The organism is Exiguobacterium sp. Leaf196 (assembly GCF_001423965.1).
In the GTDB taxonomy this organism is placed as follows: Bacteria; Bacillota; Bacilli; order Exiguobacteriales; family Exiguobacteriaceae; genus Exiguobacterium_A.
This window is the reverse complement of sequence record NZ_LMPV01000012.1, coordinates 50,395-74,398: the sequence shown is the minus strand read 5'-3', so window position 1 is coordinate 74,398 and position 24,004 is coordinate 50,395. Positions and strand designations below refer to the sequence as shown.

At 48.0% G+C, this 24,004-nt stretch carries 21 protein-coding genes and 2 riboswitches; of the genes, 11 read left to right on the top strand and 10 right to left on the bottom strand.

Annotated elements, in window-relative coordinates:
* The first annotated feature begins 109 nt into the window (after nt 1–109).
* On the top strand, nt 110–1,282 hold the full coding sequence (locus ASG02_RS14575) for a M20 family metallopeptidase (RefSeq protein ID WP_056064719.1): 1,173 nt from the start codon (nt 110–112) through the stop codon (nt 1,280–1,282).
* A gap of 77 nt (nt 1,283–1,359) precedes the next feature.
* Here ASG02_RS14575 and ASG02_RS14570 read toward each other — a convergent pair whose 3' ends face one another.
* A complete protein-coding gene (locus ASG02_RS14570; protein ID WP_035411823.1) occupies nt 1,360–1,707 on the bottom strand; it encodes a hypothetical protein in 348 nt (115 codons plus the stop codon).
* 85 nt (nt 1,708–1,792) lie between these two features.
* On the opposite strand from ASG02_RS14570, the gene ASG02_RS14565 reads away from it, so the two are divergent.
* Nucleotides 1,793–2,218 carry a DUF1801 domain-containing protein gene (locus ASG02_RS14565; RefSeq protein WP_056064716.1) on the top strand — a complete coding sequence of 142 codons (426 nt, stop codon included), beginning with the start codon at nt 1,793–1,795 and terminating at the stop codon, nt 2,216–2,218.
* A 52-nt stretch (nt 2,219–2,270) separates the two neighbouring features.
* Here the strand turns inward: ASG02_RS14565 and ASG02_RS14560 are convergent, their stop codons facing one another.
* Together ASG02_RS14560 and ASG02_RS14555 are read right to left on the bottom strand one after the other, a co-directional pair.
* Nucleotides 2,271–3,509, bottom strand: a complete 1,239-nt coding sequence (locus ASG02_RS14560) for an MFS transporter (protein ID WP_056064713.1) — start codon at nt 3,507–3,509, stop codon at nt 2,271–2,273.
* Nucleotides 3,510–3,535: 26 nt separating this feature from the next.
* A complete protein-coding gene (locus ASG02_RS14555; protein ID WP_035411814.1) occupies nt 3,536–3,991 on the bottom strand; it encodes a CBS domain-containing protein in 456 nt (151 codons plus the stop codon).
* Nucleotides 3,992–4,173: 182 nt separating this feature from the next.
* Here ASG02_RS14555 and ASG02_RS14550 point away from each other — a divergent pair, with 182 nt between their 5' ends.
* The gene (locus tag ASG02_RS14550; RefSeq protein ID WP_035411811.1) at nt 4,174–4,596 is read left to right on the top strand and encodes a MarR family winged helix-turn-helix transcriptional regulator; all 423 of its coding nucleotides are present in this window, start codon (nt 4,174–4,176) and stop codon (nt 4,594–4,596) included.
* A 71-nt stretch (nt 4,597–4,667) separates the two neighbouring features.
* On the opposite strand, the gene mmuM is transcribed toward ASG02_RS14550, so the two are convergent.
* From mmuM to ASG02_RS14530, 4 genes are all read right to left on the bottom strand, one after another.
* Nucleotides 4,668–5,600 carry a homocysteine S-methyltransferase gene (gene mmuM / locus ASG02_RS14545; protein WP_056064710.1) on the bottom strand — a complete coding sequence of 311 codons (933 nt, stop codon included), beginning with the start codon at nt 5,598–5,600 and terminating at the stop codon, nt 4,668–4,670.
* Nucleotides 5,575–6,978 (bottom strand): amino acid permease, encoded by a 1,404-nt coding sequence (locus ASG02_RS14540; protein ID WP_056064707.1) that lies wholly within the window; start codon nt 6,976–6,978, stop codon nt 5,575–5,577. The genes mmuM and ASG02_RS14540 overlap by 26 nt, the downstream gene beginning before the upstream one ends.
* 77 nt (nt 6,979–7,055) lie before the next feature.
* A riboswitch (SAM riboswitch) is annotated at nt 7,056–7,157 on the bottom strand.
* 108 nt (nt 7,158–7,265) lie between these two features.
* Nucleotides 7,266–8,786 (bottom strand): polysaccharide pyruvyl transferase family protein, encoded by a 1,521-nt coding sequence (locus tag ASG02_RS14535; protein ID WP_056064703.1) that lies wholly within the window; start codon nt 8,784–8,786, stop codon nt 7,266–7,268.
* Nucleotides 8,787–8,990: 204 nt separating this feature from the next.
* Nucleotides 8,991–9,905: a ketopantoate reductase family protein gene (locus ASG02_RS14530; protein ID WP_056064700.1), complete on the bottom strand. Its 915-nt coding sequence runs from the start codon at nt 9,903–9,905 to the stop codon at nt 8,991–8,993.
* 182 nt (nt 9,906–10,087) lie between these two features.
* Between ASG02_RS14530 and ASG02_RS14525 the strand changes: the two genes are divergently transcribed.
* The 6 genes from ASG02_RS14525 (at nt 10,088) to ahpF (ending at nt 17,459) form a co-directional block, all read left to right on the top strand.
* The gene (locus ASG02_RS14525) at nt 10,088–10,804 is read left to right on the top strand and encodes a GntR family transcriptional regulator (RefSeq protein WP_035411797.1); all 717 of its coding nucleotides are present in this window, start codon (nt 10,088–10,090) and stop codon (nt 10,802–10,804) included.
* Nucleotides 10,797–12,338 carry a gluconokinase gene (gntK, locus tag ASG02_RS14520; RefSeq protein ID WP_056064697.1) on the top strand — a complete coding sequence of 514 codons (1,542 nt, stop codon included), beginning with the start codon at nt 10,797–10,799 and terminating at the stop codon, nt 12,336–12,338. The genes ASG02_RS14525 and gntK overlap by 8 nt, the downstream gene beginning before the upstream one ends.
* A gap of 24 nt (nt 12,339–12,362) precedes the next feature.
* Nucleotides 12,363–13,709, top strand: coding sequence for a GntP family permease (locus ASG02_RS14515; RefSeq protein WP_056064694.1), 1,347 nt, complete (start codon nt 12,363–12,365; stop codon nt 13,707–13,709).
* Nucleotides 13,710–13,729: 20 nt separating this feature from the next.
* Nucleotides 13,730–15,130 (top strand): decarboxylating NADP(+)-dependent phosphogluconate dehydrogenase, encoded by a 1,401-nt coding sequence (gene gnd, locus ASG02_RS14510; protein ID WP_056064691.1) that lies wholly within the window; start codon nt 13,730–13,732, stop codon nt 15,128–15,130.
* 221 nt (nt 15,131–15,351) lie between these two features.
* Nucleotides 15,352–15,915: an alkyl hydroperoxide reductase subunit C gene (gene ahpC, locus ASG02_RS14505; RefSeq protein WP_012371860.1), complete on the top strand. Its 564-nt coding sequence runs from the start codon at nt 15,352–15,354 to the stop codon at nt 15,913–15,915.
* Nucleotides 15,916–15,929: 14 nt separating this feature from the next.
* Entirely contained in the window at nt 15,930–17,459 is a 1,530-nt protein-coding gene (gene ahpF, locus ASG02_RS14500) for an alkyl hydroperoxide reductase subunit F (protein WP_053452001.1), read from the top strand.
* Between the two features lie 50 nt (nt 17,460–17,509).
* Here ahpF and ASG02_RS14495 read toward each other — a convergent pair whose 3' ends face one another.
* A complete protein-coding gene (locus ASG02_RS14495) occupies nt 17,510–18,079 on the bottom strand; it encodes a hypothetical protein (protein ID WP_056064689.1) in 570 nt (189 codons plus the stop codon).
* A 250-nt stretch (nt 18,080–18,329) separates the two neighbouring features.
* Here ASG02_RS14495 and ASG02_RS14490 point away from each other — a divergent pair, with 250 nt between their 5' ends.
* A complete protein-coding gene (locus ASG02_RS14490) occupies nt 18,330–18,872 on the top strand; it encodes an ECF transporter S component (RefSeq protein WP_035411781.1) in 543 nt (180 codons plus the stop codon).
* A 43-nt stretch (nt 18,873–18,915) separates the two neighbouring features.
* Here ASG02_RS14490 and ASG02_RS14485 read toward each other — a convergent pair whose 3' ends face one another.
* A complete protein-coding gene (locus ASG02_RS14485; RefSeq protein WP_056064686.1) occupies nt 18,916–20,409 on the bottom strand; it encodes a malate:quinone oxidoreductase in 1,494 nt (497 codons plus the stop codon).
* 245 nt (nt 20,410–20,654) lie between these two features.
* On the opposite strand from ASG02_RS14485, the gene ASG02_RS14480 reads away from it, so the two are divergent.
* Nucleotides 20,655–22,184, top strand: a complete 1,530-nt coding sequence (locus tag ASG02_RS14480) for a cryptochrome/photolyase family protein (protein WP_056064684.1) — start codon at nt 20,655–20,657, stop codon at nt 22,182–22,184.
* A gap of 40 nt (nt 22,185–22,224) precedes the next feature.
* On the opposite strand, the gene ASG02_RS14475 is transcribed toward ASG02_RS14480, so the two are convergent.
* A complete protein-coding gene (locus tag ASG02_RS14475) occupies nt 22,225–23,592 on the bottom strand; it encodes an amino acid permease (protein ID WP_056064681.1) in 1,368 nt (455 codons plus the stop codon).
* Nucleotides 23,593–23,752: 160 nt separating this feature from the next.
* Nucleotides 23,753–23,830, bottom strand: a riboswitch (glycine riboswitch).
* Nucleotides 23,831–24,004 lie beyond the last annotated feature (174 nt).

The window sequence follows — 24,004 nt, the reverse complement described above, 5'->3', positions numbered from 1 at the left end:
GCTTTTCTTTTACCTCAAGACGTTCAGTACCGTAAATTATTTTCTGAATCAGTTTACCTCCCTGAAGTATTTTTATCAGGGTACACTACAGGTAAAGGGGGAAAAATTCATGCAAACAGCGATTACTTACTTACAACGGTGTCTTCAAATTCCAAGTGTCAATCCGATGGACGGAGAAGAAGCCGTCGCACGTTACGTATACGATGTATTGGTCGATCATCAGATCTCGACAGAATGGATTGAAGTTTCACCAAAACGAATTTGTCTCGTCGCGACCGTCCCTGCGAGCGAGGATGTTTCACGTCCTGCCGTCCTCGGTCTATCTGGTCATCTCGATACGGTTCCAGTTCAAGAAGACGGCTGGACGAAAGATCCATATGGTGGCGAAATCGAAGACGGCCGCATCTATGGTCGTGGGGCTTCTGATATGAAATCAGGTGTCATGGCAATGGTGCAAGCACTGATTCAATATAGAGAACGTCAAGAACGACCAAACACTATCAAACTTCTGATTACATCCGATGAGGAGAATGGAATGACGGGTGCTCGTCATTTGACCGAACAAGGACACGCGGATGATTTAGACGCTTTACTGATCACAGAACCAACAAGCGGAATGATCGGTTATGCACAAAAAGGGGTCGTTGGGATCGAAGTGACATGTCGTGGGAAAAGTGCACACAGCTCTGCCCCTCAACTCGGACGTAATGCGATCGATGACGTCTATCGCGTCATCCAGGAAGTGAAGTCGGAACGCTTCTCGATTACGGCGAATCATCATCCAGCGCTTGGTCCAGTCGTCGCGTCAATCACATCCATAAAAGGAGGCGAAGGACCGAACGTCGTTCCGAGTCAGGCTTCGTTTTATATGGATATTCGGACGATTCCCGGGTTCGGTCGAGCGGACGTTCTTGCTGCCTTTACAGCTATCGAGCGTCGTCTTGTAGCAGAAGATTCCGAGTTTGATATGAACGTGACCGTCATCAAGGATATTCCTTCTTGTGAAACCGATGAACAGGCGCCTTTCTTGCAACAGGTCGCAGATACGATGGAGCAGGTTAGCGGCGTGACACCACGAAAAATCGCTATTCCAGGTGGAACGGATGGTGCGATGTTCAGCCAAGCGAAAAAGTCATTTCCAATCGCAATCGCTTCATTCCATGATTTCCGTCTCGCACACCAAGTGGATGAATCGATTCCGTTATCCGAATATGAACAAACGATTGCGTTTTGCTTCAACTTGATCAACACACCATTACATCAATCGCTCCCATCACATTAAAAAAAGAAGGAACGACATTCGATATTGTAACCGAATGTCGTCCCTTCTTTTTGTGTTAGCGCCTTTCATCAGCTGATTCAGTAGACGCCAAGTTGTGCTAACGCCTCACTTAAATAACTTTGATCACTGCGAAACTGGTGACTCGTTTGTCCGTCAGACCAACTGATGAAGACACGACCAAGTCGGTCATAGCGTAAGCGGAGACGAATTACTCCCTGCTCGAATACGACTTCACCGTGTAACGACTCATGGACGTGAGCAAAGTTACGGATGAACGCATCATATTGATTGAATGTAACTGAAAACTGGTGTTCACTATTCCGCCCTACCATCTGAATCGTTAGTTCTTCTTGCGTTGGATATACGTGTAAGATTTCCCATAGTACACTGCTTTCTTCTCCTCGAAACACGATACGATGCTTCATTCGATTTCCACCTCTGAGCCACAGGATATTTACTAGCACTTCTCGAAAGTAACCCATATCTTCTTCATCCGAAAGGAGTCTGCTTATGCCTGATACGCCAAAGACAGGTCCTACCGAACAGTCCGTTGATGCCTTTCTGGCACAAGTCGAACCGCCGGAACGTCAAGCAGATGGTATCACACTACGTCAGTTCTTCGAAGATGTCACGGGATATGAAGCCGTCCTTTGGGGTTCATCCTTGATTGGTTTTGGTTCCTACCATTATCGCTATGCCTCCGGCCGCGAGGGCGATAGCTTTTATGTCGGCTTTTCTCCGCGGAAGACGAACCTCGTCCTTTATCTCGCACTTGGTGAAGACGCAGTCTCAGAACGACTGCTTGCCAGTCTCGGTACGTATCGACGCGGTAAGTCCTGCATCTACGTAAAACGACTGACTGACATCGACTTAGGCGTACTTCGGGAAATGATCGAGCACTCGATCCGCACGTTAAGAACCATGTACCCCTCTTGATTTCAATCAAAAACAGCCGAAGCGAATGCGCTTCGGCTGTCTTGTTATCGAATTAATGTCCGCCTTCCGTCCGGTCGATATGGCGAATGTGTTTGAGATTGACCCCGATGATGATGACGGATAAGAGGACGAAGCCACTTCCGACATAAAACGGTAGATTTGCGTTGAAGATTTCAGCCAATTTACCGGCCATGAATGGCGCGATGGCTGCCCCGAGAAAACGTAGGAAACTGTATGCCGCAGATGCTGTCGAACGTTCGACAGGTGCTGCATCCATGACAGCTGTCGTGATGAGCGTGTTGTTATTCCCAAGCACAGCTCCCGCCAAGATGACACAGACGATGACGACGGCTGGAGTTTCCGTGAAAATCCCCATCAACAGAAGCAAGATCGCGAATGTGATCAACATCATGATCATCGCTTTGATCGTTCCGAACCATTGTTTCAGTTTCGGAGCCGTTAAGACTGATGTGATCGCAAGCAACATCCCCCAACCGAGGAAGACGAATCCGAGTCCTTTCGCTGGTAGTTTCATGACGAATGGTGCATAGGCCATGATCGTAAAGAAACCAACGTTATAAAGCGCCGCAACGATCCCGAGTGTCAAGAGCGAACGATGCTTCATCGCTTGGAACGGTGCTTTTAATGATAACTTTTGTTTTGGTGCAGCAGATGCTGCTTGTTTTGGCATCAAGAAGAGCAAGACAAGAAATGCGATGACCATGATTGTTGCAACACCCATGAATGGGGCGCGCCATGTGATCGAACCGAGTGTTCCGCCTAATAGCGGTCCAATCGAAATCCCGAGACCAACGGCTGCTTCATACAAAATAATGGCTTTTGCTGTTCCACCTGATGACAGCGAAACAATCGCAGCAAGTGCTGTTGCGACGAACAACGCGTTTCCAAGTCCCCATCCACCGCGTAACGCGACGAGCGTCCAAATGCTGTCTGCTTGTGAAGCAAAACCAGCAACAATTGCGATGACGGCAATCCCGAGCATCAATGTTCCTTTTTGACCAATCCGTGATGAGATCGCGCCTGTAATTAACATCGCGAATGCCATGACGGCATTATAACTTGTAAATAAGAGCGTTACTTCACTTTTGGACGCTTCTAAATTCTCGGCAATCGTCGGTAAGACGGGATTGACGAGTCCCATTCCCATGAATGCTGTAATACTGGCGAAAAAGACTGCCCAAACAGCAACCGGTTGATGGAATAATCCATGTTTGCTTTCCGCTAATACCGTTTCCGGCTCAAGCGTCGTTGTTTTTTCAGCAAGTGCCATAGTGTCCCTTCTTTCTATTGAATGTATTATATGAACTGTTTAAACGAATGGCGGATGACGTCGCCTCGACTAATGATCCCAACAAGACGTCCTGCCTTAAGGATTGGAAGCTTTTTGATCCGTTTTGAACCGAGCGTTGCTGCAATCTCTTCCATTTCTGTATCAGCGTCTGCTGTTACAACCTTCCGGCGTGCAAGTTCCATGACAGGTCGATTCAAGATATGACGAATTCGATCTTCATAATCTTCTTCGTCTCCTTTGATGACATCTACATATAAGAATGTATCGACGATGATGTCCTTGTGTTTTCCGATCGCGCGCATGATATCTCCGTCACTGATATAACCGACGACCTCTTGCTCGGCATTGATGACGGGTACGCCGCTAATACCAGATTGAATGAATCGTTCGATGACCGTACGAATCAGATCTGTATCGTTTACCGTAATGACCTCTTGTTTCATCGATTCATAAGCTTTCATCTGAATTCTCCTTTGTCGTTCGTTTCTCATCTACGAAAGTTGTATGATACAATTAAAAGAACAAAAATGATTGTATAATACAACTACAACTCTGTCAAGCCTCCTGCTTTTCGCATTGACAGCTTATCCACATTGGGTAATCATGAGGGACAGAGAGACTTTTTTGAAAGGGGAGATACCCGATGTCTCAACAATCACTCGAAACCATTGAACTCGAGTTAGCGATCCTGATCCGGCGCTTAACGACGGCGACGGCAGACAATCGTAATTTGGACCGTGCTTCTTATCTCTTACTGCGACAATTAGCGGATTCCGGCAACGTCGGTGTTAAAACACTTGCCCGTGAACTTCAGCTCGATGTCTCGACCGTCAGTCGCCAAGCAGCGGCACTCGATCAGAAGCAACTCGTTGAAAAAGTAAAAGATCCGACAGATGGGCGAGCCTTTTTCTATCATATTACAGATAAAGGACAGCAAGAACTCACCATCTACCGAACCGCACGTCTCGCGAGCATCGAACGTCTACTGACAGACTGGCCAGCGGATGATGCAGAAGATTTCGGACGCCTATTGCAACAATTCAATCGTGCCTTGCGCGAACGGTAACGAAATCACACCATTTAAAAAAACGGATGCGAAATCGATTGATTTCGTGTCCGTTTTTTCGTCATCATTCATCACGTATGAGAAACCTGGCAAACCGAACGAATTTGCGCGATATGTTCCGGTGAAGTTCTACAACAACCGCCAATCAATCGTGCTCCAGCTTCATACCATGTCTTTGCGATGGTTTGGAACGACGTGCACTGATTCGTACCCGACCACGTCTTCGCGACCGGATCATAGACCTCACCGGAGTTCGGATAGACAATGATTGGAACACTCGTCAACGTCTTAACGTGACGGATGAAGTCGGTCGCGTAGGATGCCGGAAAACAATTTGCGCCGATTGCTGCAAGTTGCGGATGCTGTCCGATCGTCTCGATGCATATCGCAAGCGGTGTTCCCTCACTGATGTGCGTCGCATCTTGAAGCGAGAACGTCAGCCAAGCAGATACTTCCGGGAACGCTTCGAGAATCCGGAACAACACGACAGCTTCCTCAAGCGACGGAATCGTCTCGAATGCCAGCAGATCAGCCCCCGCTTCAATCAATGCTTCGATGCGCGGTCTGTGAAAGGCTTCTAGCACATCTGCTGACACACCATAATGACCGCGATACTCAGAACCATCTGCTAAGTAGGCACCATAAGGACCAACTGATCCCGCGATCAATGCGGCACTCTTTCCACTACGCGTCCGTGCGTCTTGCGCTAAGGTAACCGTTTGTCGAATTAACGCTTGTGCTTCCTCGGTCGTGATATGACGTTGCTTGAATCCTTCGATACTTGCTTGATAGCTTGAGGTGATCGCAACATCGGCGCCCACTTCAAAGTAATCGTGATGGACACGCTCAATCTGTTCCGGTGCTTCGATTAAGAGGCGTGCCGACCAGAGTGGATCGTTCAGGTCGAATCCCTTTTGTTCGAGTTCAGTCGCAAGCGCACCATCTAAAATCAGGAAAGGAACTTCCTGTAATCGTTGATCAACTGGATTTTTGATTCGGGACATCTTCAACACTCCGTTTCTGAGAAGAATTCGTGAACGCATGAACGACATAACAGATCACGATGAATGGGATACCGCAATACAAGGCGACTCGTTGCGTCGGATCAAATCCGATACCAATCAGGGAAATCAAACAGACGACGAAAGCGGCGATCGGTACCAATGGAAAGAGTGGTGTACGATAGACCAATTCGTCGACCGTATGCCCTTCGTGGAGGAATTGTTTCCGGAAGCGATACTGCGCAACGCTGATACTCATCCAGACGACGACGACAGCAAGACCGGAAATCGAGACGAGCGCGATATAGACACTTCCTGCTGCATAGATGCTAGAAAGCAAAGCAAGTCCTCCACCGAGCATGCTGAACAAAACAGCTCGAAGTGGAACCCCACTTGGCGTCACCTGGGCGAAGAAGCGCGGAATCATGTGTTCGTTCGCAAGCGACCAAAGCATCCGGGAGGCAGCGTAAAGCCCAGAGTTCGCTGCCGACAAGATCGCTGTCAGAATGACGAAGTTCATCACGTCTGCTGCATACGGAATTCCGATTCGTTCGAACACCGCAACGAACGGACTTTCGAGCACGCCCTTCCCTTCCGTTGGCAATAAGACGGCTAATACGATGATCGTACCGACGAAAAAGAGGACGAGTCGCAAAATCGTTGTTCGGATCGCAAGCGGAATCGTCCGCTTCGGATCGACCGCTTCACCCGCTGCGACGCCGATCAATTCCGTTCCTGAGTAAGCAAAGTTCACGGCAAGCATCGTCATGAAGATCGCAAATGCTCCATTTGGAAACAATCCTCCTTCCGTTAAGGAAGAAAAGAATGGGGCTGGGCTACCATCTTGTAATGGGATGAAGCCAACGATGGCTCCCGCACCAAGTAAAATGAAAGCAATGATCGTTACGACCTTAATGGCGGAGAACCAAAACTCGACTTCAGCAAATACGCGGACCTTCAAGACGTTGATACCAAGGATCATCGCAGCGAATAATGCACTGAACACCCAGACTGGAATCGACGGGAACCAACGTTGCATTAAAATGCCTGCTGCCGTGAATTCTGAACCAAGGGCGACCGTCCACGTCAGCCAGTAGAGCCAGGCCACCGTATAACCGGTACCGGGTCCGATATACTTTGTTGCGTACTTATGGAATGATCCGGTTTCCGGCATGTGTACAGCGAGTTCGCCAAGACTTAGCATGACTAAGTAGACGACGACGGCTCCGATCAAATACGACAAAATCGTTCCGACACGTCCCGCTTGTTCCAACGTATAACCTGTACTTAAAAATAATCCTGTTCCAATGACGCCTCCTAACGACAGCATGATCAGATGACGTGATTCCATCTTGCGTCGAAACGCTCCGCTCGTTTTCATGAATCCATTTCCTCCTCGTTCCACCTATTTCAAACAAAAAACGCATCCTCACGGATGCGTCGGTCGACAATTCGGAAATCTTATCGATCGGGTGCAACACCCGCAGGAATTAGCACAGTATCTTTCGACCTGTTGCTGAGGTTTCATAGGGCCAGTCCCTCCACCTCTCTGGATAAGTATGTAATTGTTCCTAACCCTATCAAGTCTTTTCCGAATTGTCAACGCAATTCAGAATACTCCTACCAAAAAACATTCCGCATTGTAATGACCCGGAATGTTAGAACACTTTATTTTTTTGCGAATAGATCTGCTGTCTTTAAGGCTGCACGAACCGCTTTTCGGTTCAATGTCCCTTGCTGGTGCTTCATTTTCTTCGTTTGGGCAGCCAGTTGCGCTTTGAGCGCCGCAATTTCCTGATCTTTTTGAGTCGTCGTTGTTTGTTTCTGCAATGCTTTGATTTTCTTATCTTTTTCAGCTAATTGAGCTTTTGCCTGTTTTTGCGCATCTGCGATTTTTTTATCTTTTTCGGCTAATTTCTCTTTTACCTTTATTTGTGTATCTGCGATTTTTTTCTCTTGTTCTGGGAAGAAGCGTTCGAAACGAGCTACTGCTTCTTCGAGACTCACGCCAGAGATTGGTTGGACCGGTGGGAGTAGTTCCGCTTGCGCCATTTGACGGTCAAACGGTACATTCTCAGGATAGTTCGTCTCTTGATAAATGTGTTCAAGATCATTCACGTTCAAGAAGTCAACGAAGTTGTCGAAGTTACGTGCTTGAACACGTACTGGACTTTGGAAATCAGCATTGGCTACGACGTCGGATAATTGTGTATCCGCTTTGATGTCGTTCGCCCAAATATGCGTCAACTGATGATAATCCGTTAGTTCGCGCATTCGTGCATCCTTTGGAATGAGGATACTCGGCGTACCCGCAAGCGTTGCTGTGATATTTCCATGCAAGCGCGCACCAAAACTGAGGTCTGCCTGCCCGATGAAATCGAACCATGTTTGTGCGTTCAAGAAGAAACGAACACGATTGTTCATGTAAGCAGGATCCGACATCTTCACCGGATAGTTCGTCACGGACAAATCTGCGATCGGATGCGTTCCTGTATACGTCAATTTCAGTTCCTTCATCCATTGGGGAATGAAGTAATGATTCGGATACTCTTCCATTCCGCGCGTAATGAAATCAAGAACATTTTGTGGTGCTAAACGTGACGAGTTGACCGTAATCATCGACTCGGGCGTAATGTTCGTTTCACGAATATGTAAGTCGCGACCAAACGCGTACATCGAAGGACATCCGATGACACGATGATCAATGCCTTCGCGAAAACCAAGACGCGTCAAGTATTTCGACGTGATTTCCCCACGAAGACCAAGCATGCTTGAGCGCTCAAGTACAGCGCTGACGAATGCTTTGACATCTTCATCGAACGGGAATCCGCCGTCTAGATCTGGTTCAAACGGTGCACGTAAGCCTACACCGATGACGACGACTGGAATTTTTAATTTCTTGATAAGGCGGGTGTACTTCCGCAACGTCGGTACGAATTCTTTTCGGAATGCATCCGCTAACGGAATGACGTAGAGATCGAAGTTAGCATTGATCTCATCTGCCCGTTCTTCATCATAATAGTAATAGTCCGGTGTAATCGTCGTACCTTCTGTCATCAACGTCCGAAAGATACTGTATTGATAAATGAGATTTCCAACGTTTCCTCCAATGGAATTATGTTTCATCAAATAAGGAGCATCGAACTGTTCGAATGGTGTCATACCTGCACGAATAATAATACGTTTCATAATGGATAAACTTCCCCTCTCGTCTGCTTCATTCGTCCTTGCAAGAAAAAATGCGGAAAAATATATTATCACTTTTTTTCAATCACATTAACAATAGATGAACTTTATTTCGGAAGTCAACGATTCCTAGGGGAAACAGGTCTTTCGTCATCAAAACGAAACATTTGTACTACTCCATTATTTTTCTAAAATAGAAAAATGTAACTATTTAATCGTTCCAAGATACATGCGTAAGTTTGCTTCGACTAATTTTAAAGCTCTGAACCGTTCTGTCGAAGTAGGTTTTAACAAGGCGCTGAAAAAATGTTCCACTTCGACTGGCTGACCTTTTTTCATATCGCGCAACATCGACGATTTCATCGTATCTTCCATCGCATACATCTGCTTCAATAGCACCGTTTCTGTATCGTCATTGAAGACCGCGCCCTGTTCTTCCATCGCCTGTTTCGCTTCGTTCATGACGTCTACAATCATCTGACGCCCGACAGCTTCTTCCCGAATCGAACCGATCGCTGAACGAAACAGCGTCGTCACACCCGCAAATGTCGAAATGAAAAGATACTTTTGCCACATGTCATCCATGATATGCATCGAGTACGCCATCGGTGCCTTCGCTTTCGCAAAACGTGTTGCGATCTCCTGCAAAAGAGCTGTTGGTTTGCCGGTTCGTGAGCCAAACAACAGTCGATGTGACGGACTCGTCTGTAAAATGCGTCCTTCTGCATCAAGCGTCGATTCAATGAAGCAAAGACCGCCCAGTACACGCTCTTCTCCGAAGACTTCTGTTAACCGACGAATATGTTGCATGCCATTCAATAAAGGAATGATATACGTCTCGTTCGAAACGAATGGCGTAAGATCCTCTAAGACATCATCTAAGTGATAGGCTTTCGTCGAAAGCAAAACGACATCAAATACGTGATCCGGTCGCATGTCTCGTGTCACTAACTGAGGCGTAATCGTGATATCGCCATGAGGACTAGTGATCTGTAGACCTGTTTTTTGTAATTGTTCATATCGCTTCGGACGGACAAGAAAGGTCACCTGTTCACCTTGCTCAGCAAGACGGCCCCCGAAATAACCTCCGACTGCTCCTGCACCTACAACTAAAATGTTCATATGTACTATCTCCTCCTTACCCGTTCTGGTTATTGATTACTCCTTCACCCTAACATATTTGGAACCGATTTCCTGATTGCCAGTTGAATCTCTAAGATTTAAGTGAAGCGTTTGCATTTTAGAGAAAAACGTATATACTAACTTGTATACAAGTATACTCACTCTAGAAATCAGGTGATTTTATGTCAGAACTGTTATACCCCTTGAAGTGGTTGTCAAAAGCTTCTGCCGGAGATCGTGTCGCGCACGAACTACGAATGCGGATCATTTCAGGAAAAATTGAAAGCGGTACCATATTATCCGAAAACAAAATAGCCTCTGATTTTTCAGTCAGTCGCTCACCTGTCCGTGACGCGTTAAAGGTGCTTGCAGCCGAACAGTTGATTCGTCTCGAACGAATGGGAGCGGTCGTCGTCGGTTTATCCGAGCGCGACATTCAAGAAATCTATGATGTCCGGTTACTCATCGAAACGTTCGTCTTCGAGCGACTTGTTAAGGTCGAACGGGCAGAACTCGTCCGTGAACTCAGCAAAATTCTCGAAATGATGAAGGTTGCCATCAAATATAAGGATGCTGATGAATTCTCTTTCCAAGACGTACTGTTTCATGAAACGATCATCCGCTCGATCGATCATGGGTATGTCAGCATGATTTGGCAAAATCTCAAACCAGTCATGGAAAGTTTCATCCTCCTATCAATGCGGGTACGATTCGAGGAAGACATCGAAGACTTTGAACGCATCCTCGCGAACCATGCCTTGTATATCGAAGCGATCGAGACAGGAGATCGTGAACGGATGGTTGCTTCCTTACATCAGAACTTTGATGATGTTCAGGAAGTCGAAGATCTCTGGAAAACGCAACAAATGATGTCGAAAGGAGTCGATTCACATGACTGAATACATGTTAGGCGTCGATATCGGAACGACGAGTACGAAAGCAGTCTTATTTACGACAAAAGGAGAGGTCATCGGACAAACGAACGTCGGTTACCCACTCCACACACCGAACCGTTCGACGGCGGAACAGGATCCGGAAGAAATTTTTGATGCCGTACTCGAATCCATCCGCTTGATCACAAAACGTCATCCGAGCATGCCACCGAAGTTCGTCGCGTTCAGTAGTGCCATGCACAGTTTGATTGCGATGGACGCACAACATCAACCGTTGACTGCCTGCATCACATGGGCGGACAGTCGGAGTGAAGCATGGTCGAACAAGATTAAGGAACAATATGGTCTCTCGATCTATCACCGGACCGGGACACCGATTCATCCGATGTCACCGCTTAGCAAAATCAGTTGGCTCGTCGAAGATCGTCCGGAGCTCCACGCTCAAACGAAAAAGTATGTCGGGATCAAGGAGTTCGTGTTCCAAAGACTGTTCGGAACATATGTCATCGACCACTCTCTCGCTTCAGCAACTGGTCTCTTTAATATTCATGAATTAGGTTGGGATACGGGCGCACTGCATGTCGCGGGTATCGATGCAAGCTATTTATCGGAACCCGTACCGACAACGACGTCATGTACCGGACTTAATACTGATTACGCACGACAAATGGGACTATCCGTCGATACGCTGTTCTTAGTCGGTGCCAGTGATGGTGTCCTCTCCAATTTAGGTGTCAACGCGATTCGCAAAGGGGAAATCGCGATCACGATCGGAACGAGCGGTGCCATCCGAACGATCATTGATCGTCCACAGACGGATGAAAAAGGACGAACGTTCTGTTACGCACTGACCGAGGACCACTGGGTCATCGGCGGCCCCGTCAATAACGGTGGAATGGTCTTACGGTGGATTCGAGACGAACTCGCTTCAGCAGAAGTCGAGACAGCAAAACGCCTCGGTATCGATCCGTATGCTGTTCTGACGAAGATTGCCGAACGCGTCCGCCCGGGGTCCGACGGTCTGTTGTTCCATCCTTACTTGTCCGGTGAACGAGCACCGCTATGGAATCCGGACGTCAGCGGTTCATTCTTCGGTTTGACGCTCTCACACAAAAAAGAGCACATGATTCGGGCAGCACTAGAAGGTGTCATCTACAATCTGTATACCGTCTTCCTCGCACTCGTCGAATGCATGGATGGTCCTGTGACGCGGATTCAGGCAACCGGTGGATTTGCCCGGTCTGAAGTCTGGCGCCAAATGATGGCGGACATCTTTGAGTCGGAAGTCGTCATTCCAGAAAGTTTCGAAAGTTCATGTCTTGGCGCTTGTATTCTCGGACTGTATGCGACAGGGGAAATCGATTCGTTCGAAGTCGTATCCGAGATGATTGGGGAAACACATCGCCATGTACCAAATGAAGAAGCGATGCATGAATATCGTCAGCTTTTACCGATTTTCATTAGTCTAGCGCGGACATTATCCGAAGACCATAAACGAATTGCTATGTATCAACGGAGCTTGATTCAAGAGGAAAACTAACTTAATCTTTTGGGGGAAGTCATCATGCCTTTAGTCATCGTAGGAATTGGGATCGTCGCATTGCTCGTTCTCATCATGGGGTTAAAATTAAATACGTTCGTTTCACTCATCATCGTTTCCTTTGGTGTTGCACTATTACTCGGTATGCCGCTCGATCAGATCGTCAAGACGATCGAAGCCGGTATCGGAGGAACACTCGGTCACCTAGCACTGATCTTTGGGCTTGGTGCGATGCTTGGAAAGCTAATCGCTGACGCCGGGGGGGCGCAGCGAATCGCGATGACGCTTGTCGCACGATTCGGGGAAAAGAACATCCAATGGGCGGTCGTCGTTGCTTCGTTCATCATCGGAATCGCACTCTTCTTCGAAGTCGGACTCGTTCTGTTGATTCCAATCGTCTTTGCGATTTCACGCCAGCTCCGCGTCTCGATCTTATATCTTGGGATCCCAATGGTCGCAGCACTGTCTGTCACGCACGGCTTCTTACCACCTCATCCAGGTCCGACCGTCATCGCTGGGGAGTATAAAGCCAATATCGGGGAAGTCTTATTGTATGGTTTCATCGTTGCTGTTCCGACGGTCATCATTGCTGGTCCTGTTTTTACGAAAATCGCGAAACGACTCGTACCTGAATCGTTTACACGCACAGGAAACATCGCGTCACTCGGGGAACAAAAAGAATTTAATTTAGACGAGACACCAGGTTTCGGTATTAGTGTCTTCACTGCGATGCTACCAGTCCTCTTGATGTCGGTCGCAACGATCTTCACGCTTTTACAAGAAACACTTGGCTTAGGTGAGAATAGCGTCATCGCGGCGATCGAGTTCATCGGGAACGCCTCGACGGCGATGTTGATTTCGTTACTCGTCGCGGTCTACACGATGGGGATTGCCCGTAAGATTCCGATGCAAACGGTCATGGAATCTTGTACGACGGCCATCGCCCAAATCGGGATGATGCTATTGATCATCGGCGGTGGCGGTGCCTTCAAGCAAGTCTTGATCGACGGCGGCGTTGGGAAATACGTCGCACAATTATTTGAGGGATCAGCGTTATCTCCGATTCTACTCGCTTGGTTGATCGCTGCGATTCTGCGAATCTCACTTGGTTCCGCGACAGTCGCTGCCCTTTCGACAGCAGGTCTCGTCATTCCGTTATTGGAGCAATCCGACGTCAACTTAGCGCTCGTCGTTCTTGCGACTGGTGCGGGTAGTCTGATCGCTTCACACGTCAATGATGCGGGCTTCTGGATGTTTAAAGAGTATTTCGGATTATCATTAAAAGAAACGTTTGCGACATGGACTGTGCTTGAGACGATCATTTCCGTTTGTGGACTTGGGTTCGTTCTTCTCCTCAGCCTCGTCGTCTAAAAAAAGGAGTCGTTCTACTTATGCAACATTCTATCGGAGTCATCGGTCTTGGTGTCATGGGCCGCAACTTAGCACTGAACATGGCGAGTCATCAAGAAGAAGTCGCCATCTATAACTACACACGTGATTTAACGGACGATCTCGTCGCACACGATGAGGGATTACCACTTCATCCGTACTACGATATCGAAGCATTCGTACAGTCACTCGCCCGTCCGCGTAAAATCTTCATGATGGTCACGGCCGGCAGCGCGATTGATTCAGTCATCGAATCGTTACTTCCACATCTCGAAACAGGCGACATCATCATGGATGGTGGGAATTCCCACTTCCTTGATACGGAACGTCGCTTCGACGAACTCCACCGACACGGCATCGAATACATCGGCGTCGGCGTATCGGGTGGTGAAGTCGGTGCACGGACCGGTCCTGCGATCATGCCGGGTGGATCGAAAGAAGCCTACGAACATGTCGCACCGATCTTGACGAAGATTGCCGCTCACGTTGAAGGCGATCCATGTTGTGTCTATATCGGTCCGAAGGGCGCTGGTCACTTCGTCAAGATGGTCCATAACGGGATCGAGTACGCTGACATGCAACTGATCGCTGAAGCTTACAGCTTCCTTCGTTTCCGCCTCGGACTCGACGTCACGGAAGTCGCGGACATCTTCGCTGAGTGGAACGCGGGTGAACTAAAAAGTTACCTGATTGAGATCACAGCGGATATCCTCCGGAAAACGGATGACGAGACAGGGAAACCGTTGATCGATGTCATTCTCGATCAAGCTGGTCAAAAAGGAACCGGAAAATGGACGAGCTTACAAGCAATTGATAATGGGATCGCCTCTTCGATCATCACGGAAGCCTTGTTCGCACGTTACCTTTCAGCTGTTAAAGAAGAACGCGTCGCAGCGTCTGCTGTCCTGAAGGGACCAGAAGGCTTGTCAACGCTTGAGCGAGACGCTTGGGTTGAACGGATTCGTCAAGCGCTTTATATGGGGAAAGTCGCCGCATATGCGCAAGGCTTCACCCAATACCGGACGTCGTCTGAACTATACGACTGGAACTTACGCCTTGAAGAAATCGCCTTGATCTTCCGTGGTGGATGTATCATCCGGGCCGACTTCTTGAACGTCATCAGTGAAGCGTTCAAAAATGATGCGAACCTCTCGAACTTGATGCTCGCCCCGTTCTTCGCTGAGAAAGTACAGGCGTATCAAGAATCGTTACGTCACGTCGTTTCCGAGGGTGCATTGTCTGGTTTTGCACTCCCATCTCTATCGACGTCACTGACGTATTACGATAGCTACCGGACAGCGAATTCGAATGCCAACATGTTGCAAGCACAACGCGATTATTTTGGTGCTCATACGTATGCTCGGACAGACCGCGAAGGGGTCTTCCACACGGACTGGCAATAAAGAATACAGCTCCCGACTCCTGTTTCATTTAGGAGTCGGGATTTCTTTTTTTGTTCACACAATCTTTCCTGAAATAAGAAATTGCTGATTATACCTTGACAAAAGTGTTGGTCTATATGAAATTAGTATTAGATTAGAATTATTCTAGTGTGATAAATACAGATTCCTTGTATGCACTAGAACAGATTCTAAAAATAGAACCCTTGAGGAGGATTTTTATCATGTCTTTAATCGGAAGTGAAGTAAAACCATTCAGTGCATCAGCATTCCACAACGGAGAATTCGTTGACCTAACGGATGCCAACCTTCGCGGTAAATGGAGTGTCGTATGTTTCTACCCTGCAGACTTTACATTCGTTTGCCCGACAGAACTCGAAGATCTTCAAAACCAATACGCAACACTCAAAGCGCTTGACGTTGAAGTTTACTCTGTTTCAACAGATACGCATTTCACACATAAAGCATGGCACGAAACATCAGAAACAATCGGTAAAATCGAGTACGTCATGATCGGTGACCCATCACACGTCATCTCACGTAACTTCGAAGTCCTGAACGAACAAGATGGTCTTGCTGACCGCGGTACGTTCATCATCGATCCAGACGGCGTCATCCAAACAGTTGAGATCAACGCAGGCGGCATCGGTCGTGATGCAAGCACACTCGTCAACAAAATCAAAGCAGCACAATATGTACGTAACAATCCAGGCGAAGTCTGCCCAGCGAAATGGGAAGAAGGCTCTGCAACACTCACACCAAGCCTTGACCTCGTCGGAAAAATTTAAGGAGCGGATTCGCGATGGCTTTAGCACCAGACATTAAAGCACAACTCGCGCAATACCTCGAGCTTCTCGAAGGCGATCTCGTCCTAGCCGTTAGTGCTGGGACAGACGCCGTCTCGCTTGAGATGAGCGCACTCGTCGAAGAGATCGCAAGCATGACACCACGCATCTCCGTCGAGCAGGCAAGCCTTCCCCGGACACCAAGTTTCACAGTCAACCGTGTCGGTGAGACAAGCGGCATCACGTTCGCGGGAATTCCACTCGGTCATGAGTTCACGTCCCTCGTCCTCGCTCTGCTACAAGTCAGCGGTCGAGCACCGAAGGTCGACGCGGACGTCATCAAGCAGATTCAAGGCATTCAAGAAACGTACCACTTCGAGTCGTACATCAGCTTGAGCTGCCACAACTGCCCGGATGTCGTACAAGCGTTGAACGTTATGAGTGTCCTCAACCCGAACATCAGTCACACGATGATTGATGGCGCGGCATTTAAAGCAGAAGTCGAACAAAAAGAGATCATGGCTGTTCCGACGGTCTTCGTCAACGGCGAAGCGTTCGGTAATGGACGGATGTCACTTGAAGAAATCCTTGCGAAGCTTGGCACAGGTGCCGATGCTGCTGATTTCGCTGATAAAGATCCATACGATGTCCTCGTCGTCGGTGGTGGTCCAGCTGGATCGAGTGCTGCCATCTATGCAGCTCGTAAAGGCATCCGGACAGGAATCGTCGCAGAGCGCTTCGGTGGACAAGTCATGGATACGATGAGCATCGAAAACTTCATCAGCATGAAGTACACGGAAGGACCAAAACTCGTCGCAAGTCTTGAGGAGCACGTTAAGGAATATGGCATCGACGTCATGAACCTGCAACGAGCAACTCGTCTTGAGAAGAAGGACCTCCTTGAGCTTGAGCTCGAGAACGGTGCCGTCTTGAAGACGAAAAGTTTAATCCTTTCAACAGGTGCACGCTGGCGTAACGTTGGTGTCCCAGGCGAACTCGAATTCAAGAACAAAGGCGTCGCCTACTGCCCACACTGTGATGGTCCATTGTTCGAAGGAAAACGTGTCGCGGTCATCGGTGGCGGAAACTCAGGGATCGAAGCAGCCATCGATCTCGCGGGAATCGTCAAGCATGTCACGGTTCTTGAATTCGCACCGGAACTAAAAGCGGATGCTGTTCTTCAAGAACGCCTCGCTTCGCTTCCGAACGTCACGGTCGTCGTCAACGCACAGACGAAGGAAATCACAGGAACGGATAAAGTAAACGGGATCACATACATCGAACGCGAAACGAACGTCGAACGTCACGTCGAGCTCGAAGGTGTCTTCGTCCAAATCGGTCTCGTACCGAACACGGACTGGCTCGGTGAAACGGTGAGCCGTAACAAGTTCGGTGAAGTCCAAGTCGATCGCCACGGCGCAACGAACGTACCAGGCGTTTTCGCTGCAGGCGACTGCACGGATAGCGCGTATAAACAGATCATCATCTCGATGGGATCTGGTGCAACCGCTGCACTGGGTGCTTTCGATCACTTGATTCGGAATTAATACGAAAAGAGCGAAACTCGTCCGAGTTTCGCTCTTTTTCTATCTCAATCTCAATAATAGATTTCACCAACCGATGAACAATGAAATTCTTTCGTGATGTGATGTTTTGTTAAGATTCCTTGTTTCGCGTATGTACCGCTGACCGTTACGACCATCGTTTGTCCTGCATCGATTGGAGTACCAGAGAATCCGGTTTGCGTCCACTTTCCATCATCGACGGCAAGAGATGTCATCGAGAAGACATCGGATAATCGTTGTCGTTTACTCTGTTCCAAGAGTTCTGTCTCGAAATTTCCCATGATCCGGACTTCGTTTTCCCGTTGCGTACGTTCGAGCGTCCGTTCACTATCCCACTCTAGACTCGTTTGAACACGTAACGGCTTTAACCGTTTGACTGCCCGTTCCTGAAAACGTTTCGGCAAAACCCAGTCCTCGTCTGCGAATTGATCTGCTGCAAGCAACGTCATGTCCGCATTTTCATTCGTCCGATTTATTTTCTGTAAGATTTTCTCGTATGCTACGTAATAACGCTGATGTTGTGTCGTCTGCTCCTTTGCCTCCGTTGTGACTGGTAACAATGAATTAAGTATGACAATGGCTGTTGCGATCTGATATTTCATTGACTTCCCCTTCCCTTCTCTATTCATTGTATGAAAAAAATGACGGGTACATTGGAAAAGAGCGACTGTTTTATAGATTTTTTCATTCTGAACTGTATCAATAGATCGTATTCTTCTGGAATTAAAAACAGATGAGGATTTGTATTCAAATCTGACCCCTATAAATAGTTCAAAGTTGACACTTTTGACTAGTCCAGTCATCTGATAGATTGAAGATATCTTAAAATCTATCATAAAGAAGGTTAGCCACATGCAAAAAGCAGCACCGTATTCTAGCACTCGTACCCGTCAGCTCGTTATCACTGCGATGTCGATCGCACTTGTCCTTGTTGCGACACTGTTTATCAACATCAAATTGCCAATCGCTTCAAGTGGTGGTCTCGTTCATATGGGAACAGCGATGCTCTTTCTCATTGCGATTTTATTCGGTCCACGGACAGCACTGATTGCCGGAGCAATCGGCATGGGCTTGTTTGACCTTATCAGTGGATGGACACTCTGGGCTCCATTTACAATCGTAGCTCGAGGACTCCAAGGATATATTGTCGGACGTATCGCCTGGTCTTCGCGATACAAAGGAGACAATCCAGGCTTAAATATTTTTGCAATGATTGTTTCTGCTCCCGTTATGCTTGCTGTTTACTATGTTTGTGAAGGTATTCTCTACAGCAACTGGGTCGCACCAGCCGCTTCAATTCCAGGAAACATCACACAAAATGTCGTCGGAATCCTCGTTGCGATTCCAGTCGGGATTGCTCTAAAGAAAACACGTTTCTTCCGTAGCTTCCGCTAAACGAAAAACCGTCCGGCTCTCGTAGAGTCGGACGGTTTTTCGTTTAGCGAATCGGTTGACCTTGTTCAAGTTCAAGCGTTTTTGCTGTTTCTGCATGAATCTGCTCGAATAGTTCTGGATGTTCGACGAGCGAAATTCCGTAAGACGGAATCATCTCCTTGATTTTTGCTTCCCACGCCGGTAGTTCGGACGGAAAACATTTTCCGAGCACTTCGAGCATGACCGGAACCGCTGTTGAGGCACCTGGCGACGCCCCAAGTAAGGCCGCAACAGATCCGTCGGCTGCACTGACGACCTCTGTTCCGAATTGGAGTGTCCCTTTTCCTTGCGGTGTATCCTTGATGACTTGGACACGTTGACCAGCGACGACGACATCCCAGTCTTCCGTCTTCGCATTCGGGATGAACTCTCGTAATTCGTTCATCCGTTGCTCCGTCGACAAGAGGACTTGTTCGATCAGATACTTCGTCAATCCCATCTCTTTCGCTCCCGCAGCAAGCATCGTCAAGACGTTGTTCGGTTTGACAGACGCGATCAAATCAAGATTCGATCCTGTCTTAAGGAACTTTGGTGAGAAGCCAGCGAACGGTCCGAAAAGGAGTGATTTCTTCCCATCGATGTACCGTGTATCCAAGTGCGGTACTGACATCGGTGGTGCTCCGACTTTCGCTTTTCCGTAGACTTTCGCATGGTGCTGTTCGATGATTTCAGGATTTTTACAGACGAGGAATAAACCACTGACCGGGAAACCACCGATTTGCTTCGATTCCTCGATGCCTGTTTTTTGGAGCAACGGTAGACTACCGCCGCCACCCCCGATGAAGACGAACTGCGCCGTATGATGCTCAATCCGGTGATCCCGTTCATTCTTTACTTTGACTTCCCAACCCCCGTCAACACGCTTCAAGTCTTCGACACCGTGCTGGTAGTTGATCTCTACATCGTGCTGTGCGAGATATTCAAACAGGATTCGTGTCAACGCACCGAAGTTGACGTCCGTTCCTGAATCGATTTTTGTCGCGGCGATCGGCTCTGGTGACGTCCGCCCGTTCATGATGAGTGGAATCCACTCGGCTAATTTCGCTGGATCCTCTGAATATTCCATCCCTGCGAACAACGGATTCGCTGATAGCGCTTCCAATCGTTTTTTCAGGAATTCGACGTTTTCCGTTCCTTCGACCATGCTCATATGTGGAATCGGCATGATGAATTCTTTCGGATTCGGCAAGACACCTTCCTTGACGAGATGCGACCAGAATTGACGCGACAGTTGGAACTGTTCGTTTACTTTGATCGCTTTACTGATGTCGATCGAACCATCAGCATTTTCCGTCGTATAGTTCAGTTCGCATAGTGCGGCGTGACCTGTTCCTGCATTGTTCCACTCATTCGAGCTCTCTTCCCCGGCACTCGCGAGTTTCTCGAATACCTTGATGTTCATCTCAGGCGCGAGTTCTTTTAACAAGACCCCTAACGTCGCGCTCATGACTCCGGCACCAATTAAAATAACGTCTGTTTTTTTAGGCATACTGCTCATGATATCCTTCCTATCCCCGTTGATATTATGGACTACCTGTCATGAAAAACTTCCCCCTCATGACGACAACTTACCTTTCCATTATAACCCTATCATAGCTTGCACAGAAAGGAACTTCTTTTACATTCAGAAATGTGCAAAAGCGATGATTCAGAATAAGAAGATGTTCGTTAGCCGGCACACAATCAGGCATGACTTTGACGAAAAACGGTAATCATATAACGAAAGTAAAAGGAGGAACACTTATGGCGACACGCTGGATATTCGGCAATCAATTGAATCACGATCTCCCTTTATTACAGGAAGCAAACAAACAAGACGACGTCATCCTGATGGTCGAAGCGACCTCGCGCTCCAAGTGGAAGACGTACCATAAACAAAAGCTCGTCCTCGTCTTCTCAGCGATGCGACATTTTGCGGAAGAACTGCGCGAGAAGGGCTTCACTGTCGATTACCGGGAAGCCGATTCGTTCGATCAGGCATTCCAGGCGCACCGGAAAGATCATGATCCGGATCATGTATTTTATACAGCGATCACGGACGAACCGATGCGCAAGGCGATGCATAAGTGGCAAGACGCTTTACCGAAGAAAATCACGGTCGAGGTTTGTTCCGATGTGCCGTTGTTTTTACTGACACAGGAAGAAGCGGTCGAAGCAATTGGCGACAAGCCATACAAGATGGATCGGTTTTATCGCAAACTGCGCAAGGAACGAAACGTTCTCATGAACGGCTCTAAACCGATCGGTGGAAAGTGGTCGTTTGACGCCGATAACCGGAAACCGGCGAAGTCCGGGACGACGTTTCCGGATCCCGTTCAGTTTCGTCCTGACCACATCACAAGGGATGTCATCGATAAGGTCGAGCGTGATTTTTCCGATCATCCAGGAGCACTTGATTCCTTTCATTGGCCGGTTACGCGAAAGGAAGCGATGCAGGCTCTCCATCGTTTCATCGAAGAGCGGCTTGAGACGTTCGGGACGTATCAAGACGCCATGCTGACCGGGGAAGATACGTTATCGCATTCGCTCTTGTCAGCAGTAATCAATCTCGGCTTACTGACACCGGAAGAGGTCATTCGTCAAGTCGAGGCAGCACTTGAAGAACAGGATGCTCCGCTCAATGCGGTCGAAGGTTTCATACGCCAAATCCTCGGCTGGCGCGAATACATGCGTGCCGTCTATCTAGCCGAGATGCCAGACTACGCTTCCGTCAATGTGCTACGGCATGAAGCGGATCTACCGGACTTTTTCTGGACCGGGAAGACGAACATGAACTGTGTCGCTGAATCGTTACGTCCTGTCGTCGAGCATGCCCATAATCACCATATCCAGCGCTTGATGGTGCTCGGGAACTTCGCTAATCTGTTTGCGATCTCGCCGCAACAGACGGCAGATTGGTTCAACGAGATGTACATCGATGCCTATGACTGGGTCGTCTTACCGAACGTCCTCGGGATGGCGCTTCATGCCGACGGAGGAACATTATCGACTAAACCGTACATCGCTTCGGCGAATTACATCCATAAGATGAGTGATTATTGCAAGGGATGTCCGTTTCATCAAAAGGACATGCTCGGAGAGGATGCCTGTCCGTTTAACGCCTTGTACTGGGACTTCATCGACCGGCATGAAAAACGCTTCGCTGATAATCAGCGGATGTCGATGATGTATCGGCAATGGGGAAAGCGCGATGCGGACAGCAAACGCGATATTCGAAAGAAAGCTAAAGCACTTCGGAAACAACTACAGGATGGTGCTTTCGATACACCATGAAACAAGCCGGTCGGATTAGGTCCGACCGGCTTGTTTTGGCTTACGCACTTTTTTGATTAGCTGCTTGTTGTTTCTTTTTCCGGAGGTGATACAGTCCGAATAGTCCGAGGAACCAGACCGGTGTCAGCAACAAGGCTGGACGTGTGTCGTCAGCAAACAGCATGACGACGAGAATGACTGCAAACAATCCGAGCACGAGGTAATTGACGAATGGTGTCAATGGTGCTTTGAATGTCGATGCTGCATGTAATTCCGGATTTTGTTTCTTGTACCGGAGATGACAGACGAGGATGACACCCCAGACCCAGATGAAGCAGATTGCACTGATCGTCGTGACGATACTGAACGCTTGTCCCGGTAACAGCTTACTGAGCAAAGCACCGACTGAGACGACGATCGTCGAGACGAACAAGGCGTTTGCTGGAACATGATTTTTGTTCAACTTCGAGAACTTGTTCGACGCTTGCTGTTGATTTCCCAGGTTATACAGAATCCGGCTAGTCGAGAACATTCCGCTGTTACATGCAGAAGCAGCGGATGTCAGTACGACGAAGTTGATGATTCCTGCTGCGAGCGGAATCCCGATCAAACTGAACGTCTTCACGAACGGACTTTCTGTTGCACTTAATCCTGTCCATGGGTTGATCATCAAGAGAATCAGCAAGGCACCGACATAGAAGAACAGAATCCGGAGCGGAATCTTATTGATCGCGGACGGGATGTTCTTCTTCGGATCCGCTGTCTCCGCTGCGGATACCCCAACGAGCTCGACGCCGACATAGGCAAAGACGACCATTTGGAACGATAGCAGGAATCCAGAAATCCCGTTTGGCATCCATCCGCCATGCGACCAGAGATTCGAGACCGTCACGGGACCGGCGTCCGTTTTAAAACCGATTGCGAGCAAGACGATTCCGACACCAATCAAGGCAAGAATCGTCACGACTTTGATCAAGGCGAACCAAAACTCAAGTTCACCGAACAATTTAACGGTCAATAAGTTAAAGCCAAGTAAAATCAAGAGCGCGAGTACGGCTGGAATCCATTGCGGGATATCAAACCAATACTTGACGTACACACCGACAGCGATGATGTCCGCCATCGCTGTCATAATCCAACAGAACCAGTACGTCCAACCGGTCACGAATGCGGCACGTGGTCCGAGATAATCTTCTGCGATATCCGTAAGTGACTGATAACCTGCTTTTGACAATAACAATTCCCCAAGTGCCCGCATGACGAAGAAGATCGCGATCCCGACGAGTAAGTAGGCAAAAATGATCGATGGTCCGGCGAGTTGGATCGCTTTACCTGATCCTAAAAACAAACCCGTTCCGATCGTTCCACCAATGGCAATCAACTGTACATGACGATTCGATAAATCCCGTTTTAATCCTTGCTGTTCCAAACCTGAACTCCTCCTTGTGATGGTTTCTCTAAGCTTCAGACCGTTCTGTCGGTCCTGAAAAAGAAAAAAAGAGACTGGACGAATGTCCAATCTCAACAAAATCAAAGGAATAACCCATACACGCCACTACGACATTCCACGAATGCCCGTCGCTGCATCTGATTACTCTTCTGTCCGTTTGCCTGAGATTGTGAACCCTTCGGCGCCGTGTCGACACGGTCTCTCCAGAAGCTGCTCCTGCCATAGTGTGACCCATGACAATCATAGCTTTCTCTTTATTTGATTATCCGATGCGTCGCTGCATCGATGAATTGTTTCTAATTCTAGTAATCTCGACAGCATTTGTCAAATTAATTTTGATATTAATTTTAAGGGATTAATTTCAAAAAACATTGTATCCGCTTACTTATTT